The 15801-nt window shown below is 72.2% G+C and carries 15 protein-coding genes and 1 tRNA gene; 7 read left to right on the plus strand and 9 right to left on the minus strand.

Annotated elements, in window-relative coordinates; genetic code table 11:
* The 4 genes from KVT45_RS37045 to KVT45_RS37060 form a co-directional block, all read right to left on the minus strand.
* On the minus strand, window positions 1-2922 hold a 2922-nt coding region (locus KVT45_RS37045; RefSeq protein ID WP_217553574.1), incomplete at its 3' end, for a type I polyketide synthase.
* A gap of 96 nt (window positions 2923-3018) precedes the next feature.
* The gene (locus KVT45_RS37050; RefSeq protein WP_217553575.1) at window positions 3019-3876 is read right to left on the minus strand and encodes an alpha/beta fold hydrolase; all 858 of its coding nucleotides are present in this window, start codon (window positions 3874-3876) and stop codon (window positions 3019-3021) included.
* On the minus strand, window positions 3860-4126 hold the full coding sequence (locus tag KVT45_RS37055) for an acyl carrier protein (protein ID WP_217553576.1): 267 nt from the start codon (window positions 4124-4126) through the stop codon (window positions 3860-3862). The genes KVT45_RS37050 and KVT45_RS37055 overlap by 17 nt, the downstream gene beginning before the upstream one ends.
* 379 nt (window positions 4127-4505) lie before the next feature.
* Complete coding sequence (locus KVT45_RS37060; protein WP_217553577.1) at window positions 4506-5402, minus strand: AraC family transcriptional regulator; 897 nt, start codon at window positions 5400-5402, stop codon at window positions 4506-4508.
* A gap of 130 nt (window positions 5403-5532) precedes the next feature.
* Between KVT45_RS37060 and KVT45_RS37065 the strand changes: the two genes are divergently transcribed.
* Window positions 5533-6324, plus strand: a complete 792-nt coding sequence (locus KVT45_RS37065) for an IclR family transcriptional regulator (protein ID WP_217553578.1) — start codon at window positions 5533-5535, stop codon at window positions 6322-6324.
* Window positions 6325-6375: 51 nt separating this feature from the next.
* Here KVT45_RS37065 and KVT45_RS37070 read toward each other — a convergent pair whose 3' ends face one another.
* Window positions 6376-6768, minus strand: a complete 393-nt coding sequence (locus KVT45_RS37070; RefSeq protein WP_217553579.1) for an SCO5389 family protein — start codon at window positions 6766-6768, stop codon at window positions 6376-6378.
* 95 nt (window positions 6769-6863) lie between these two features.
* Window positions 6864-7823: an adenylyl-sulfate kinase gene (locus tag KVT45_RS37075; RefSeq protein ID WP_217553580.1), complete on the minus strand. Its 960-nt coding sequence runs from the start codon at window positions 7821-7823 to the stop codon at window positions 6864-6866.
* Between the two features lie 258 nt (window positions 7824-8081).
* Between KVT45_RS37075 and KVT45_RS37080 the strand changes: the two genes are divergently transcribed.
* Together KVT45_RS37080 and KVT45_RS37085 are read left to right on the plus strand one after the other, a co-directional pair.
* On the plus strand, window positions 8082-9557 hold the full coding sequence (locus tag KVT45_RS37080; RefSeq protein ID WP_217553581.1) for a cytosine permease: 1476 nt from the start codon (window positions 8082-8084) through the stop codon (window positions 9555-9557).
* Entirely contained in the window at window positions 9554-10099 is a 546-nt protein-coding gene (locus tag KVT45_RS37085) for a cysteine hydrolase family protein (RefSeq protein WP_217553582.1), read from the plus strand. The genes KVT45_RS37080 and KVT45_RS37085 overlap by 4 nt, the downstream gene beginning before the upstream one ends.
* A gap of 106 nt (window positions 10100-10205) precedes the next feature.
* Here the strand turns inward: KVT45_RS37085 and KVT45_RS37090 are convergent, their stop codons facing one another.
* The gene (locus tag KVT45_RS37090; protein ID WP_217553583.1) at window positions 10206-11621 is read right to left on the minus strand and encodes a family 2B encapsulin nanocompartment shell protein; all 1416 of its coding nucleotides are present in this window, start codon (window positions 11619-11621) and stop codon (window positions 10206-10208) included.
* Between the two features lie 348 nt (window positions 11622-11969).
* On the opposite strand from KVT45_RS37090, the gene KVT45_RS37095 reads away from it, so the two are divergent.
* The 4 genes from KVT45_RS37095 to KVT45_RS37110 all read left to right on the plus strand — a co-directional run bounded on the left by KVT45_RS37095 (window position 11970) and on the right by KVT45_RS37110 (window position 14760).
* Window positions 11970-12368 (plus strand): SseB family protein, encoded by a 399-nt coding sequence (locus tag KVT45_RS37095; protein ID WP_217553584.1) that lies wholly within the window; start codon window positions 11970-11972, stop codon window positions 12366-12368.
* Window positions 12369-12418: 50 nt separating this feature from the next.
* Entirely contained in the window at window positions 12419-13531 is a 1113-nt protein-coding gene (locus tag KVT45_RS37100; RefSeq protein WP_217553585.1) for a hypothetical protein, read from the plus strand.
* Window positions 13532-13593: 62 nt separating this feature from the next.
* The gene (gene pqqB / locus KVT45_RS37105) at window positions 13594-14484 is read left to right on the plus strand and encodes a pyrroloquinoline quinone biosynthesis protein PqqB (RefSeq protein ID WP_217553586.1); all 891 of its coding nucleotides are present in this window, start codon (window positions 13594-13596) and stop codon (window positions 14482-14484) included.
* A gap of 189 nt (window positions 14485-14673) precedes the next feature.
* Window positions 14674-14760 (plus strand) — tRNA-OTHER (locus KVT45_RS37110).
* A 21-nt stretch (window positions 14761-14781) separates the two neighbouring features.
* Here KVT45_RS37110 and KVT45_RS37115 read toward each other — a convergent pair.
* Together KVT45_RS37115 and KVT45_RS37120 are read right to left on the minus strand one after the other, a co-directional pair.
* The gene (locus KVT45_RS37115; RefSeq protein ID WP_217553587.1) at window positions 14782-15180 is read right to left on the minus strand and encodes a MarR family winged helix-turn-helix transcriptional regulator; all 399 of its coding nucleotides are present in this window, start codon (window positions 15178-15180) and stop codon (window positions 14782-14784) included.
* Window positions 15181-15262: 82 nt separating this feature from the next.
* The gene (locus KVT45_RS37120; protein ID WP_089105715.1) at window positions 15263-15613 is read right to left on the minus strand and encodes a VOC family protein; all 351 of its coding nucleotides are present in this window, start codon (window positions 15611-15613) and stop codon (window positions 15263-15265) included.
* Between the last annotated feature and the right edge of the window lie 188 nt (window positions 15614-15801).

Consider the following 15801-nt stretch of genomic DNA (forward strand, 5'->3'; position numbering starts at 1 on the left):
GGCGGCGGGGGTGGCGGCGGCCGGGGTGGCCGCGGCGGCAGCTGCCGGCGTGTGCGCGGCCACGGGTGCCGCGGCCGTCGGCAGCGCCACCCGGTAGCCGTTCTCCAGCGCCTCGCGATACGCGGCCCGGCGTGCCTCGGGCACATGGTTGATTCCGTTCAGGGGCACGGTCATCCCCTTGACGGGCTCGACGTCCGGCACCTCCGCGACATAGGCGTCGGCGGTCGCCAACGGGAGCCCCAGCACGGCCAGTTGGGCCACGGCCCGCTTCAGGGTGAGGTCGGCGTCACCGCCGCTGCCCGGGTCCAGCTGCACGGCGAAGTGCTCGCGCCCGCCGAGGATCCGGTCCACGAGCCGGGTGAGCACGCCCTTCGGCCCGAACTCCACGAACGTACGGAAGCCCGCCGCGTACATCTCCTCGACCCGGTCGGCGAACTCGACCGGCTTGACCAGCTGGTCCACCAGGGTCCGCCGGTTGGCGTCGGCATCCGAACCGTAGGCCGCGCCAGGCGAGTTGGCGAACACCGGACGGTCCGGCGCGCCGATCGCCGCGTCCGCGACCGCGCGCCCGAACTCCGTCACCGCGTGTGCCACGAACGGCGTGTGGAAGGCCGCGGACACCGGCAGCCGAACCGCCCGTACCCCGGCCGCCTCCGCCGCCGTCACGAACCGCTCCACCGCCTCGGTGGCACCGCCGACCACGATCTGGTCGGCCGCGTTGCGGTTGCAGACGGTCAAGTCGCCGAACTTCGCGAGCAGTTCGGCCACCCGCTCCTCGGAGGCGGTGACGGCCGCCATCGCCCCGGCGTCCGCGTCGCCCTGCGGGGCCATCGCCGCACCGCGGGCCCGGGCCAGCGTGAAGTAGGTGTCGTCGTCGATCGCGCCGGCCGCCCACAGCGCGGCCAGTTCGCCGAAGCTGTGCCCGAGGAACCCGTCGGCCGCGAAGCCGAGTCCGGTCAGGTACCGGTACTGTCCGGCCGCCAGGGCGCCGATCGCGGGCTGCGCGTACTCGGTGCGGCGCAGCTCGGTCTCCTGGGCCGCGCGGGTCACCTCGTCGAAGGCGGGCGGCGGGAACGCCACCCGGGACAGCGGGAGTTCGTGGTCGCCGAAGGCCGCGTTGGCCCGGTCGAAGGCCGACCGCAGCGGAGGCAGCGCGAGCACCGCGGTCCGGCCGGGCTCGACGTACTGGCTGCCCTGACCGGCGAAGAGCGCGCCGACCCTGCCGAGGTCGGCGCCGGAGCGGCGGAAGTAGATGCCCTTGGGGTGCGACCAGGCCTCGGCGTCCGGCTCGGCCCGCAGCCGCTCGGCGGCCAGGGCGCGCAGCTCGGCGAGTTCGGCCGCGGAGCGGGCGACGAGGGCGAGCCGGGGGTGGCCGTGCGGTGCGGGGTCGGTGCGGGGCTCGGCCCCGCCGTCCACCGCCCGCACCAGACCGTGCATGTCAGGTTCATGCCAGGCATATATCCGGCTGACAGGGAACATCACCCGCAGGTCGTCCCCGTCGCCGTGCTCCTCCAGCACCAGGTGGAAGTTGGTGCCGCCGAAGCCGAACGAGGACATGGCCGCCCGGCGCCGCGGCCGGCGCGGGTCCCGGATCCAGGGGCGGGTGCGGGTGCCGACGTAGAACGGGCTCTCTGACCAGTCGATGGCCGGGTTGGGCCGGTCCACGTTGATGGTCGGCGGCAGCAGCCTGTGGTGCAGGGCCAGCGACAGCTTGATCATGCCGGCCGCGCCGGCGGCCGCCTTGGTGTGCCCGATCTGCGACTTCACACTGCCGACGGCCGCGAACTGCCGTTCCCCGGTGTACTCCGAGACCACCGCGGACAGTGCGGACAGCTCGGTCGCCTCGCCGACCGCGGTGCCCGTGCCGTGCGCCTCGAACAGCTCGATCGAGTCCGGGGTGACGTCCGCGTCCTCGTACGCCCGGCGCAGCGCCGCCATCTGCCCCTCCTTGCGAGGGGCGTAGATGGACTTGAAGCGGCCGTCGCTGGAGGAGCCGATGCCGCGCAGGACCGCGTAGATCCGGTTGCCGTCGCGCTCGGCGTCGGCGAGGCGGCGCAGCGCCAGCATGCCGATGCCCTCGCCGATCAGGGTGCCGTCGGCGTCCGCGTCGAACGGGCGGATCCGCCCGGCCTTGGAGAACGCGGGCGTCTTGGAGAAGCACAGGTACATGAAGATGGTGTTCTCGGCGTCGCAGCCGCCCACCAGCATCATGTCCGAGCGGCGCTCCAGCAGGTCGCTGACCGCCGACTTGACCGCGCCGAGCGAGCTGGCACAGGCCGCGTCGATCGTCATGTTGGTGCCGCCGAGGTCGAGCCGGTTGGCGATCCGGCCCGCGACCACGTTGCCCAGCATGCCGGGGAAGGAGTTCTCCTCCCAGGGCGCGAAGGCCAGCTTGAACTTCTCCGCGATCTCCTCCGCGTCCCGGTCGGAGAGCCCGCAGGAGCGGACCACCTCCTTGAGCACCGGTGTCTGCAGCCGGGCGGACAGCGGCTGGGTGAGCTGGTTGGCGCCGGTCACCCCGAGGACCACCCCGGTGCGCGAGGCGTCGTACCAGTCCTGGTCGGCGCCCGCGTCCTTGAGCAGGTCACGCGCCACGACGAGGCTCAGCAGCTGGAGCACGTCGGTGACTTCGAGGGTGTTGGGCGGCAGCCCGAACTCCAGCGGGTTGAACGGGACGTCGGGGATGAAGCCGCCGCGCCGGGAGTACGTCTTGTCGGGGGCGGCGGGGTCGGAGTCGTAGTGCTCCGACACGTCCCAGTGGGTCGCGGGGACGTCCTCGATGCAGTCGGCGGCGGAGACCACGTTCGCCCAGAACTCGCGCAGGTCACGCGACTTGGGGTAGAGGGCGGACAGGCCGACGACGGCGATGGGATCGCGGGCCAGCCGGCGATCGAGGTCGGACGAGCGGTGCGAAGCGTTCACGGCGAGGCTCTCTTGGTCGGACGGGGCCTGGACAGCCCGGGTCGGTACGGGGGCCCTGGGGGTGACACGCGCGATGGGGGAAGGAGAAAGGGGGAGTTACGCGGCGTGCAGCAGCGGTGCGAGCACGGCGAGCGCGTCGGGACGGGCGAGCATCGTGTAGTGGTCGCCCGGGCAGGGGCGCACGGTCAGCCCGTGCGCGGCGAGGGACTCCCAGCCGAGGGAGGCGTCCTCGGGGAGCAGTCCGCGCTCGGCCTTGACCAGCACCAGCGGGAGCGGGGCGGGTCCGGGCCGGTACGGCGCGGTGAGGCGGTTGTTGCGCAGCAGCCCGTCGACGTACGTGTCGTAGAGCTTGCGCAGTCCGGGCAGCGGGGTGTCCGCGGCGAGCGCCCCGGCCGCGACGGCCGCGTCGAGCACCAGGGGGAGTCCCTCGTCGGTGCCGCGCCCGGCGAGCGCCGCCGGGTCGACGGTGACGGCACGGTCGCGCTTCGCGCCCAGGTACATGGCGAACCAGCCGAGGAGCAGGGCGGGTTCGAGCGCGTCGTCGGGCTGTTTGTAGGCGTCGACGGGCGCGATGCTGTCCAGCAGGACCAGGGACCCGGGGAGCCGGCCGGTGGGCAGGGAGCGGGTCATGGCGTGGGCGAGGACCCCGCCGAAGGACCAGCCCGCCAGGATGTACGGGCCCTGCTCCGGCTCCAGGTGCGCGGCCAGGCCGTCGGCCAGGTCCTGCACGGTGGTCGCGGCCCGGCCGCCGTTCAGCGCCGCCTGCGCGTATTCGGCGACGCCCGACAGATCGAGCACGGTCAGTCCGTCGCCCTCCGGCAGGGCGTCCGCCAGCCCCTGGTAGACCTGGGCCGCGAGCGCGCCGGGGTGCACCACGTACACCGTCCGTCCGCCGGACCCGGCCTGCCGGAACGGGCGGACGACCGGCGGCGTCAGCTCACGCGGCGGCCGCACGCTGGGAACTCTCCTCCGCGATATAGGCGGCCAGGTCCTTGACGGTCGGGTGGTACCACAGCGTCGTGGTGCTCAGCTCGAAACCGAGCCAGTTCTCCATCTCACCGGCGAGGATGAGCGCCTCGGTGGAGTCGAGGTCCAGTTCGTCGAAGTACACCTCGCGGGAGACCTCGTTGTCTGCCACGCCCAGGCGGTGTGCGATCTTCCCGATGAGCCAGTCCTCGGCCTCACGAGCGGTCACTGCGGCCATGATGGTCGTCCTTCCCTGAGGGTGGTGGGGCGCGCGGGCAATGGGCGCACGTCTGCCATAGACGGCCGTAAAGCCCGCGGAATCGTCGGGCGCGTCACATTTCCCGGAACGCCTTCGGGCACTGCGAATTACTTGTCAGTAAGTCTCCGGCGCGCTCCGCTTCGGTGGGGTGCTGCGTCGCGTGGGCGGGGGTGCGGTCCCGCGAGCCCGGCGAAGACTTCGGAGTGGCCGCCCGAAGCACGCAGGCCACAGTCTTGCCAGCTATCGGAATCCTGAACAACAGCTCTTCCAGAGAGTGGAAAGAAATCCGGGTTGACAGGCGTCTACCTGGTGGCGGATCAAGTGACTGGAAGGTGAAATGCCGCTTCGCGACGGCACCTTACGGTTGGCTGCGGGCCTTTGCCTCACGACGGAACGCACCCGGTGTCATATCCACCCGCCGGGTGAAGAACTTCCCGAAATTGGTCACCTCGGAGAAGCCGAGCTGCCGGGCGATGGCGCTGATCGGCAGGTCCGTGTGGACCAGGAGCCGACGGGCCTCCAGCGCGACCCGGGCGTCGATGAGGTCCTTGGTGGAGGTGCCGGCGAAGGCGCGGCAGGCCCGGGCGAGGGCACGGGGACTGCAGTTCAGGGCGTCCGCGTAGTCCTCGACCAGCCGGGTGGAGCCGTAGGAACGGTCCAGTTCGCGGCGGAATCGCATGAACAGTTCGCCGGCCTCCCCGCTCGGGGCGCCGTCCTCGCCGTCCGGGTGACGGTGGCGGCACACCTGGTCGACATGGAGCAGGACGACGGCCAGCAGATGCTTCAGCAATTCCTCGCCGAAGCCCCGGTCGGGCCGCCGGAACTCCTCCTGAAGCAGGCTCAGAACTCGTTGGAATGCCGCGAGTTCCTGCTCGGTGAGCACCCAGTGCGAGGGGCGCAGCACATCGTCGAGCAGCCCCATCCGAGGGCCCATCTGGAGCGGGAAGGCCTCGGTGAACATGATGACGTCGCCGTCCGCCCCGGCTGCCGGGTAGGCCTGGACCACCTGATCGGGCCGGGTCCAGAGCAGGGTGCCCGGGTCGCAGGGGAAGCGGGTGGAATCGACACCGTAGGAACCGGACTTCTCGGTGAACAGCACGATCTGGTGGAAGTCCAGCCGGTGCGGCCGGGTGAGCAGCTCCGGGGGAGCCTTGGCGTGCAGCTCGCGCACGGTCGTCAACGCGATACCGAGGCCCGGACGGCAGACAGGGGTGTACGCGATGACGGGGATCGGTAACGATGCGAAATCGACCATGAACGTTCCGGAATCGACCTTTCACTGGCCACTTGACGCTTCAATGATAGAGGCGGCCGCCCGATGTCAGATCACCCTTGGTGCACGCAGGAGTCAGCAAGCACCCACGACGTGAAGGGAACTGATCGGGATGACCACTCCCCACTCCGCCGTACCGGAGCGCTCGGTCGTCGACCGGACGCTCAGCATCCTCGGCGCCTTCGACAAGGACAACCGGACCCTGTCGCTGAGCGACATCAGCCGCAGGGCCGGGCTGCCCGTCGCCACCGTTCACCGCATCGTCAACAAGCTCCAGCTCTGGGGCGCTCTCGAACGGTCCGCCGACGGCGCGTACAGCATCGGACTGCGCCTGTGGGAGACGGGCTCCCTGGCGCCGCGCGCCGCGACCCTGGCCGAGCGGGCACTGCCGCACCTGGTCACTCTGCAGTCGCAGTCCTCGGCCGCCGCCATCCTCGCGATCCGGGACGGAGCCGAGGGCGTCTGCCTCGGCTTCGTCTCCTGCGACGCGGAGTTCTCCGGCCGTTGGGGCGACACCGGCCGGCGCCTGCCGCTGCACGCCACCGCGGTCGGCCTGGTCCTGCTCGCCCACGCGAGCGAATCCGTACAGAAGGAGGTGTGCTCCGGTCCGCTGAAGGCCTACACGCCGCACACCGTCACCGACGGTGCCCTGCTGGAGCGTTCCCTGACGAAGGTGCGCCGGGAGGGACACGCCGTCATGCGCGGCACGCTCACCGAGGAGCGCGACGGCTTCGGGATGGCGGTGCGCGACTCCCGCGGGGCCGTGGTCGCCGCCGTGGGCGTGTTCGGTCCGGTCGAGGCCGTCCAGCCGCTCAGACTCGCCCCGCAGGTCCGGGCGGCGGCCGACGCCGTCTCCCGGAGCCTGCGGGGCGAAGGCCCGCGCGCCACCGAGGTCGGTGCGTGAAGCGGTGCACCGCGGTGCCGGGCGGCCTTCGTGGGGCCGCCCGGCGGGAACTCAGCAGTCGCGGAACTCCGGCGACTGGTTGAGGATCTGCGCGCGCGTCGAGGTGAAGCGGGTGTGCGTCTCGCCGCCCCGCGCGCCGGGCGGGAACACCGCGACCCGGTGGCAGTTCTGGAAGGCGAGGGCGACCTCGAAGTGCCGTTCCAGGCTGCCCCGGATCGCGTCGGAGGACAGCGCCCGCAGCAGCTGCCCGCGCTCCCTCTCCGAGGGCGGCGGGGTCTGGTTGTCGGCGAACTCGGCTGTGCCGCCGCGTAGTTCGGTGGCCAGCCGGGCGACGAGGTCGTACGCGTACGGCAGTGACGTACGGACGGTCTCGATGAAGTCCTCCTCCTGCACCGCGCCGTTCTCGGCTTCGGCGAGCAACTGCTGGGAGACGTCGAGCGACATGTGGCGGTGTCCTGTTCTTTCAAAGGGGTGTTACGGAAAGGGGGTGTTCAGGAGGGTTCGCGCAAAAGGGATCCGCGCGACGGGAGACCGGCGTCTCAGGCGAAGACGGGCAGTGCCGCCGGGCCGTGCCGGAAGTCCGGATCGACCTGGGCGGCCAGATCCTGGCCCGTCGCCGCGTCGGCCCAGGCGGCGGCGTTGCGCAGATGGAACTCCACGGCGTGCCGCTGGAAGGCGTCCCAGTCCTTGTGCCGCGCGTCCACCGCCGCCCGCAGCCGGTCCAGGGCCCGGGAGTTGTGCGGCTCCAGCCCGCCGCTGCCGCGTCCCTGTTCCTGGGCGCGGACGTGCGGCGACAGCTCGCAGTGGGCCAGCAGGTCCTCGCCCACCCGCTCGCGCAGGAAGGCGAGGTCGTCCGCGCCGGTCACCTTGTTGCCGACCACGGCGACCGGGATCCCGAACTCGGCCGCATGGTCCCGGTACTGGTGGTACACGGACAGGCTCTTGCGGGTCGGTTCGACCACCAGGAAGGTCATGTCGAAGCGGGTGAACAGACCGGAGGCGAAGGCGTCGGCGCCCGCCGTCATGTCGACGACCACGTACTCGCCGGGGCCGTCCACCAGGTGGTTGAGGTACAGCTCCACCGCACCGAGCTTGGAGTGGTAGCAGGCCACCCCGAGGTCGCTCCCGGCGAACGCCCCGGTCACCATCAGCGGCACCCCGCCGACCTCCTGGACGTGACGGGAGTGCACCTCGTCGTCGCCCAGCAGTCGCAGCAGCCGCGAGCCGTGCCCCGGCGGTGTCGTCTTGACCATGGCCTCCCGGGACGTGATCCGGGGGTTGGTGCCGCGCAGGTAGTCCTTGATCTCACCGGTCCGTGCGCTCAGCGGCGGCGCCGCGAACAGCTCGTCCTCGTCCAGGCCGAGAGCGTGGGCCAGGTGCTGGTTGATGTCACCGTCGATCGCGACGACGGGCGCGCCGGACCGTGCCAGATGACGGGTGAAGAGGGCCGACAGCGTCGTCTTGCCGCTGCCGCCCTTGCCGACGAAGGCAACACGCATGGCTAACCGCCGCTCCTTTTGAAAATGGATTTCATGAGCATAGGTTGGAATGGATCATGAGCGGTGTCAAATCGGGGTGGTCCAACCGGGTTGCGGACCCGCGCGGTCGACGGAGCCGCAGGTCCGGCGGGGTGCGGAAGGGCGCAGTCCGGGCCGGCGGCCCCGGTCCCGTCCGATCACCGTCTGATCATTTGTCCTTGACCCCTGCCGACGGCCGACCTAGCCTCCAGCCAACACACCTGGACAGATGGGCCGACGATGGCGGACACACGGGAACCCGGCAGACAGCTCCAGGTCGAGACGCACGGCCTCGACGTGATCGGCGACGCCGACCGCAAGGGCACCCCGCGCACCCTGTTCTGGCCCTGGTTCGGCGCGAACGTCTCCGTCCTCGGACTGAGTTACGGCGCCTTCGCGCTCGGCTTCGGCATCTCCTTCTGGCAGGCGCTGGCCGCCGGCGTCCTCGGCATCCTCGTCTCCTTCCTGCTCTGCGGCTTCATCGCGGTCGCCGGAAAGCGGGGTTCGGCACCGACCATGGTGCTCAGCCGGGCCGCGTACGGCGTGCGGGGCAACCGGCTGCCGTCGGTCGTCTCCTGGGTGCTCACCGTCGGCTGGGAGACCGTCCTGATCGCCCTCGCCACCATGGCCACCGCGACCGTCTTCACCCGGCTCGGCTGGGGCGGCGGCACCGAGACCGAGGTGGTCGCGCTGATCGTGGTCTGCGCGCTGACCGTGGTCGGCGGTGTGATGGGCTTCGACCTGATCATGCGGCTGCAGACCGTGATCACGGTGGTGACCGGCGTCCTCACCGTCGTCTACGTCGTCCTCGTCGCCGACCACATCCACTGGGCGGCGGTGAGCGCGATCCCGTCCGGCTCCGCCCAGGAGTTCATCGGCGCGCTGGTGTTCATGATGACCGGCTTCGGCCTCGGCTGGGTCAACGCGGCCGCCGACTACTCGCGTTACCTGCCGCGCGGCTCCTCCGGCCGGGGCGTGATCGGCTGGACCACCTTCGGCGGCTCCGTCGCCCCGCTCCTCCTGCTGGTCTTCGGCCTGCTGCTCGCGGGCTCCTCCGAGACCCTGAACAAGGCGATCGCGGCCGACCCCATCGGCGCGCTGACGACCATCCTCCCCACCTGGTTCCTGGTCCCCTTCGCCGTCGTCGCCGTCCTCGGCCTGGTCGGCGGTGCGGTCCTGGACATCTACTCCTCCGGGCTGGCCCTCCTCTCCGCGGGCCTGCCCGTGCCCCGCTACCTCGCCGCCCTGGTCGACGGGGTCCTGATGATCGCCGGCTCGGTCTACATCGTCTTCTTCGCCGACGACTTCCTCGGCCAGTTCATGGGCTTCCTCACCACCCTCGGCGTGCCGATCTCCGCCTGGTGCGGGATCATGCTCGCCGACCTGGCGCTGCGCCGCCGCGACTACGACGAGGCCGACCTCTACCGCCCCGCCGGCCGCTACGGCGATGTCCCCCTCCTGCCCCTGCTCCTCACCCTGGCCGCCACCGCCCTCGGCTGGGGCCTGGTCACCAACACCGCCGCGAGCTGGCTGACCTGGCAGGGCTATCTGCTCGGCCCGCTCGGCCTCGGCGGCAAGTCCGGCGCCTGGGCGTACGCCAACCTCGGCGTCCTGGCCGCCCTGGCGCTCGGCTTCCTCGGCACCCTGGCCCTGGGCCGCGGCCGGGTCCGGACCCAGGAGAGCCTGCCCGCCACCGCCTCGGCATCAACCGTATGAGCACCCCACCCGGCCTCCTGGCTGTCATCGACATGCAGCACGTCTTCGCCGACCCCGCCGGCCCCTGGGCCGCCCCGCGCTACGCCGAGGCGGCCCAGGGCGTACGACGCCTGCTCCCGGCCTTCGGCAATCGCACGGTCTTCACCCGCTTCGTCGCCCCCGCACACCCCACCGGAGCCTGGCGGGCCTACTACGACCGGTGGCCCTTCGCGCTCCAGCCTCCGGAAGCCGGACTCTGGCGCCTGACCGACGAGTTCGAGCAGCAGGCCGAAGTCGTCCTGGACGCCCCCACGTTCGGCAAGTGGACCCCCGAACTCGCCGCCCTGGCCGCCCCGCACGCCCGCCTGGTCCTGGCCGGCGTCAGCACCGACTGCTGTGTCCTGTCCACCGCACTGCCGGCGGCCGACGCCGGCATCGAGGTCCTGGTCGTCGCGGACGCCTGCGCGGGCGCGGACGACGACTCCCACGCGAAGGCGCTGCACCTGCTGGACCTGTACCGCCCGCTGATCCGGGTGACGACGACCGCCGAACTGCTGTCCTGAACGGGTCTGGTGAAGTCCGCGCCCCGAAGGGGCGCGGGAACTGCGCGACCAGCCACGACGCCGCCGCAGACGACCGACGACGCACCCCCGCCCCCCAGCGGAGCGCCTAGCCCCGGCGGGACACCTCCACGTTCTCCAGGATGCCGAGGGCGTCCGGCACCAGGACGGCGGCCGAGTAGTAGGCGGTGACCAGGTAGGAGGCGACCGCCTGTTCGTTGATCCCCATCAGGCGGACGGTCAGGCCCGGCTCCGCCTCGTCCGGCAGGCCCGTCTGGATGAGGCCGATCACGCCCTGGTTCTGCTCGCCGGCCCGCAGCGCGATGATGGAGGAGGTGCGGTCCCCGGTGACCGGGATCTTCCCGCAGGGGAGCAGCGGGACGCCCCGCCAGGCCGGGAGGTGGTGGCCGCCGACCTCGACCCCGCCGAAGTACAGGCCGCGCTTGTTGCACTCCCGGCCGAACGCGGCGATCGCCCGGGGGTGGGCAAACAGGTGCGTGGTGTCGCGCCGCATGGCGAGGAGTTCGTCGAGGTCGTCGGGGGTGGGCGGGCCCGCGTGGGTGGAGATCCGCTGGCCGTGGTCGGCGTTGTGCAGCAGGCCGAAGTCCCGGTTGTTGACCAGCTCGTGCTCCTGGCGTTCCCGCAACACCTGGACGGTGAGTTTGAGTTGCTGCTCGGTCTGGTCCATCGGCCGGCTGTAGAGGTCGGCCACCCGGGTGTGGACGCGCAACACGGTCTGGGCGACGCTGAGTTCGTACTCGCGTGGCGCCGGCTCGTAGTCCACGAAGGTGTGCGGGATGTCCGGCTCGCCGGCATGGCCCGCGCTGAGCGCGATCCCGGCTTCGCCGAAGGCGTTCGTCTCCCGGTGCCCGTCCAGCCCTGCCAGTTCCACGTGCGCCCGCAGGTCGGCGTGCCGGTCCGCCACCTCCAGGTACGCCGTGTGCGGCAACGCCAGCACGGTGGTGGCCGTCATCGCGCGGGCCGTGAACTCCCAGGCGCCGTCGAGGCCGGCGAGCACCCGGCCGCCGAAGGTGTCGCCGTCCGCGAGGAGTCCGACGACCGCCTCGTCGCCGTAGGGACCCGACCCGACCTGCTCCACCTTGCCGTGCGCGATCAGATACACATGGTCGGCCTGGCGGCCGGCCGCCGCGATCACCTGCCCCGGCGCGTACTCCCGCTGCTCGAACCGCGCCGCCAGCGCCTGCAGCGCGGTGCCGTCCTCGAAGCCGCGCAGCAACGGCAGTTCGCCCAGTTCGGCGGGGATCACCGCGACCCGCGCGCCGGTCTGCACGAAGGTCACCCGGCCGTCGCCGACCCGGTAGGACAGTCTGCGGTTGACGCGGTAGGTGCCGCCGGGCACGTCCACCCACGGCAGCGTCCGCGTCAGCCACCGCGAGCTGATCTCCTGCATCTGGGGTGCGGACTTGGCCGTCGTGGTGAGATTCCGTGCCGCGGCGGTACCGAGGCTCTGCTGCTCCCGCTCCTCGGCGCCCGCCTCGGGCGTCGTACCGGTCTCGACCGACATCGCATTCCTTCTCTCGCGTCGCAGGGGTGACGGAACGAACACGTACCGTCACCTTCCGCGGCTACCCCTACCCCGGTGCCCGCGCCGCGAGTGATGCCGGGGGACGGAGCGCGAGGCACGTGCCACCGGGAACTGCCCCCTGTACCACCCCTCGCTCCGCCCCGGCCACCCCCGGCAGGCGGTTTCCGGCCGGGAGCCACCGGGATCGCGGCGCGGCACCACCGGGGAGGGTGAAAGCCCCGCCGGTCCCGGCGCATGCCCCGGCCCCGACCGGGTACGCGTGGCGTGGCCGCCCGGTGCCCTGCCGGTCCTGCGGCCCGTACCACCACCGCTACCTGGGGATCTGCCATGGAGACACCCGCACACGACTTCCCGACGCCGGCCCAGCGGGCGCTCGACACGCTGGCCGTGAACGCCGAGGACCCCGCCGCCCTGGACACGCTCGCGCACAGCGACGTGCTGGTCCCGGTGCCGGACGACGCCGCGGAGGCGGCCGACCCCGCGATGATCGCCCTGCCCGTCCTGGAACGCCCCGACGGCGACCCCGTCGTCCCCGTGTTCACCTCGGAGGGGGAGCTGACCGGCCTGCTGCCGACGGTCTCCCGCTACCGCGTGGTGCCGCTCGGCGCGCTCGCCTCGCAGTGGCCCGAGGACAACCTCTCGCTCGCCATCGACGGCAGCTCGGCGCACGCGCTGACGCTCACCTCGGAGGGAGTGCGCACCCTGCTGGCCCGGCCGGCGGGCTGAACGAAGCGCTCCGGTCACCGGGAGGCCGGCGCCCGGGCCAGAATGGCGCCATGGAATGGATCTCCGGGGTGGCCGGAGGACTGGTGCTGATCCTGGTCCTGCGCAGCATCCTGCGCACGCTCGTGGTCCCCCGGGGCCTGTACTCCGTCCTGGTGTACCGGCTGTGGTGGGGCCTGCGCCGTGTGCTCTGCTTCACCGCGCACCGGGGCGGCTACCGGTCCATCGACCGCGCCCAGACCTGGCTCGCCCCGCTCATGCTGGTCGGCATGCTCGCCGCCTGGCTCGGCGGGGCGTTCCTCGGCTTCGGCATGCTGCTGTACGCGTTCTCCCCGCTGTCCTGGAGCATCGCGTTCCGGGAGGCGGGCTCCAGCCTGTTCACCCTCGGGTTCGCCAGCGGCGCCCGGCTGCGGCTGTCCGCGCTCGACTTCGTCGCCGCCGCCACCGGCCCGGTCGTCATCGCGCTGCAGATCGCCTACCTGCCCACGCTGTACGCCGCCTACAACCGCCGCGAACTGGAGGTCACCCTCCTGCAGTCCCGGGCCGGCGAGCCCGCCTGGGGCCCGGAGATCCTCGCCCGGCAGTGGCTGGTCGACACCGAGACCGCGCTGCCCGAGCTGTACCGGTCCTGGGAGCGGCTGGCCGCCGACATGGGCGAGAGCCACGCCACCTACCCGGTGCTGCTGGCGTTCCGCTCGCCCCGCCCCTACCGCAGCTGGCTGGTCGGCCTGATCGCCGTCATGGACGCGGCGGCCATGCAGCTGGCGCTCGCCCCGCGCACCGCCCCGCCGGAGGCCCGGCTGGTGCTGCGCGCCGGGTTCACCGCACTGCGTGACATCGCCGCCTCCGTGCAGGCGACCTTCGACACCGACCCGGCCCCGGACACCCCCATCGAGCTGACGTACGGCGAGTTCGAGGAAGCCGTGACCATGCTGGAGAAGACCGGTTTCCGTGCCGAACGCGGCACCGAGGAGGCCTGGCCGCACTTCCACGGCTGGCGGGTCAACTACGAGGCGGTCGCCTACGAGCTGTGCCGCCGGTGCGACGCCGTACCCGCGCTGTGGACCGGTGCCCGCGACTTCCCGTCGGAACCGATTCCGCCGCGCCGCCCGGTGGACCGGAGGCCTTCCGAGGGACGGCCGGAAGTTCCCCCTTCCCGCGGGTAGCGCGGCGCATCCTGAGGGAAGATCCCAGCAGGGGCCGGGGAGAGCGAGAGGGGCGGATCGTCGTGAGGGTCGTCCTGCTGGGCACCGCCGCGGGCGGCGGATTCCCGCAGTGGAACTGTGCCTGCGCACTGTGTGCCGCCGCCCGGGACGGCAAGCTGCCCTCCCGGACCCAGGAGTGCGTCGCCCTGACCGGCAACGGCCGGGACTGGTGGCTGCTCAACGCCTCCCCGGACATCCGCGCCCAGCTCACGGCCACGGCCGCGCTGTGGCCGGGACCGGGCCCCCGGGACACTCCGGTGCGCGGCGTGCTGCTCACCGACGCCGAGGCCGACCACGTCACCGGCCTGACCGCGCTGCGCGGGGCGCCGGACCTCAAGGTGTACGCGGCCCCACCGGTGCGGACGGTGCTGGCCCCCGCCCGGGGCGCCCTCGACCGCTACGCCCCCTGGGAGTGGGCCGACAGCCTGGCCGACGGCGGCTTCGTGCTGGCCGGCGGCCTGGTGGTCACCGCCCACCCGGTCGGCGCCAAGGTCCCGGCATACGTCCCCGCCGCGCTCGCCGAGGCCGACGGCCGCTGGGTGACGGCGTACCGGGTCGAGGACCTGGCCACCGGGGGAGTGCTGCTCTACGCCCCCTGCGTGGGCGCCTGGAGCGAGGTCCTGGACGAGCTGTGCGCGGAGGCCGACTGCGTGCTGCTCGACGGCACCTTCTTCACCGCCCGCGAGATGGGCACCACGGTCCGCTCCGGTCCCAGGCAGGCGGCGATGGGCCATCTCCCGGTCTCCGGCGCGCACGGCAGCCTCGCCGCCCTGGCCCGCCATCCCCGCACCCGCCGGATCTACACCCACCTCAACAACACCAACCCCCTGGTCGACCCGACGTCCCGGGCCCGCGCCCAGGTGGCCGCGGAGGGCGTCGAGGTCCTCCCCGACGGGATCGAGTTCGCGCTCTGAGAGCGCCCCAAAGGGGCGCGGGGCTGTATCAATGTGCGGCTCCGCCGCGTGGGCGCGACCAGCCACGACGGTGCCGCGGACGAACGACGGCGCATCGCGGCAATTCCAGCGGGGCACCCAGTGCCGCATCGGGCAACGTAATTCGCCCGGTCGCGCTTGCAGGTCGCCGGTAGGCCGCGAACGGTCGCCGCGGGCAAAGGCGTGCTGGGAAAGCCGCTTCAATCTTCGAGATTGTGACCCGTAGGGTCTGAGCCGGTTCGAGTCCGGTAGCCCGCGGCGGCACGTCCTTGCGCGGCTCTAGACGTCCGCCCCTTCGAGCATCCGCCCCAGCACCGCCCGCTGCAGCGGCCGTACCTCGGCGTGCAGGGCGCGGCCCTTCGCGGTGAGCGCGACCCACACGCCCCGCCGGTCCTCGACGCAGACCGACCGCTCCACCAGACCGTCCTTCTCCAGCCGCCCGATCAGCCGGGAGAGGGCGCTCTGGCTGAGATGGACCCGCCCCACCAGGTTCTGCACCCGGCAGTGGTCACCCTCGGCGGGGGTCTCGGCGGCGAGCAGGTCGAGCACCTCGAAGTCGCTCGCACCCAGCCCGTGCGGATGCAGCACCCGGTCGATCTCGCACATCGTGCGCGCGTGCACCGACAGGATGTCCCGCCACTGTTCCTCGAGCCGGGCCTCGGCCGTCTTCACTGCCATACCCGCACCGTAACACCGATCTGGCCAATTGTTGAGTGCGCAACTAGTGCGGGTGCAAGCAGTCGTCCGAGGAGTACGACGGTCAGGCCACCGGGTCCTGGAGCAGGCCCACCATGTTGCCGTCGGCGTCCTTCACCGAGGCGACCAGCCGGCCGTTGCCGACGTCCCGCGCGTCCTGGACCAGCTCCGCTCCCGCCGCCAGCAGTGCCGCCAGCCGCTCCCGCAGATCGGTGACGTGCCAGAACGGCGTCGGCCCGGTCAGCCCCTGGGCGTGCCCGTTCGGGTCGAGGCCGACGTCCTGCCCCTCGGCCTTGAACCCGATGTAGTACGGCTCGTCGGCATACGGCTCGACGCCGAGCAGCGCGCTGAACAGGGCCTTGGCCTGCGCCGCGTCCTTGACGGGGTAGATGATCGTCTGTACGCCTGCGGTCATGGCGTTCTCACTCCTGGCGGTAAGGGAACCGGCGCTTTCCGGCCGGTGATCCCACGCTAGGACAGGGGCGCCCATCGCAGCTTCTCCAATCCTGACCGCTTGCGGAAGCGCCCCCGAAGGGGCGCGGGGCTCTGCCTGATATGCGGCTGCCGCCGCGTGGGCGCGACCAGCCCCCACACAGCCGCAGC

It is taken from the genome of Streptomyces sp. GbtcB6, assembly GCF_019091475.1.
GTDB lineage: Bacteria > Actinomycetota > Actinomycetes > Streptomycetales > Streptomycetaceae > Streptomyces > Streptomyces hyaluromycini.

Excerpts from the sequence above, each read along its gene's own strand:
- KVT45_RS37100 (WP_217553585.1), top strand. The coding sequence starts at position 12,419 with ATGGAATGGATCTCCGGGGTGGCCGGAGGACTGGTGCTGATCCTGGTC.
- KVT45_RS37095 (WP_217553584.1), top strand. The coding sequence starts at position 11,970 with ATGGAGACACCCGCACACGACTTCCCGACGCCGGCCCAGCGGGCGCTC.
- KVT45_RS37085 (WP_217553582.1), top strand. The coding sequence starts at position 9,554 with ATGAGCACCCCACCCGGCCTCCTGGCTGTCATCGACATGCAGCACGTC.
- KVT45_RS37055 (WP_217553576.1), bottom strand. The coding sequence starts at position 4,126 with ATGGCCGCAGTGACCGCTCGTGAGGCCGAGGACTGGCTCATCGGGAAG.
- KVT45_RS37115 (WP_217553587.1), bottom strand. The coding sequence starts at position 15,180 with ATGGCAGTGAAGACGGCCGAGGCCCGGCTCGAGGAACAGTGGCGGGAC.
- KVT45_RS37060 (WP_217553577.1), bottom strand. The coding sequence starts at position 5,402 with ATGGTCGATTTCGCATCGTTACCGATCCCCGTCATCGCGTACACCCCT.
- KVT45_RS37080 (WP_217553581.1), top strand. The coding sequence starts at position 8,082 with ATGGCGGACACACGGGAACCCGGCAGACAGCTCCAGGTCGAGACGCAC.
- KVT45_RS37070 (WP_217553579.1), bottom strand. The coding sequence starts at position 6,768 with ATGTCGCTCGACGTCTCCCAGCAGTTGCTCGCCGAAGCCGAGAACGGC.
- KVT45_RS37090 (WP_217553583.1), bottom strand. The coding sequence starts at position 11,621 with ATGTCGGTCGAGACCGGTACGACGCCCGAGGCGGGCGCCGAGGAGCGG.
- KVT45_RS37065 (WP_217553578.1), top strand. The coding sequence starts at position 5,533 with ATGACCACTCCCCACTCCGCCGTACCGGAGCGCTCGGTCGTCGACCGG.
- KVT45_RS37120 (WP_089105715.1), bottom strand. The coding sequence starts at position 15,613 with ATGACCGCAGGCGTACAGACGATCATCTACCCCGTCAAGGACGCGGCG.
- KVT45_RS37075 (WP_217553580.1), bottom strand. The coding sequence starts at position 7,823 with ATGCGTGTTGCCTTCGTCGGCAAGGGCGGCAGCGGCAAGACGACGCTG.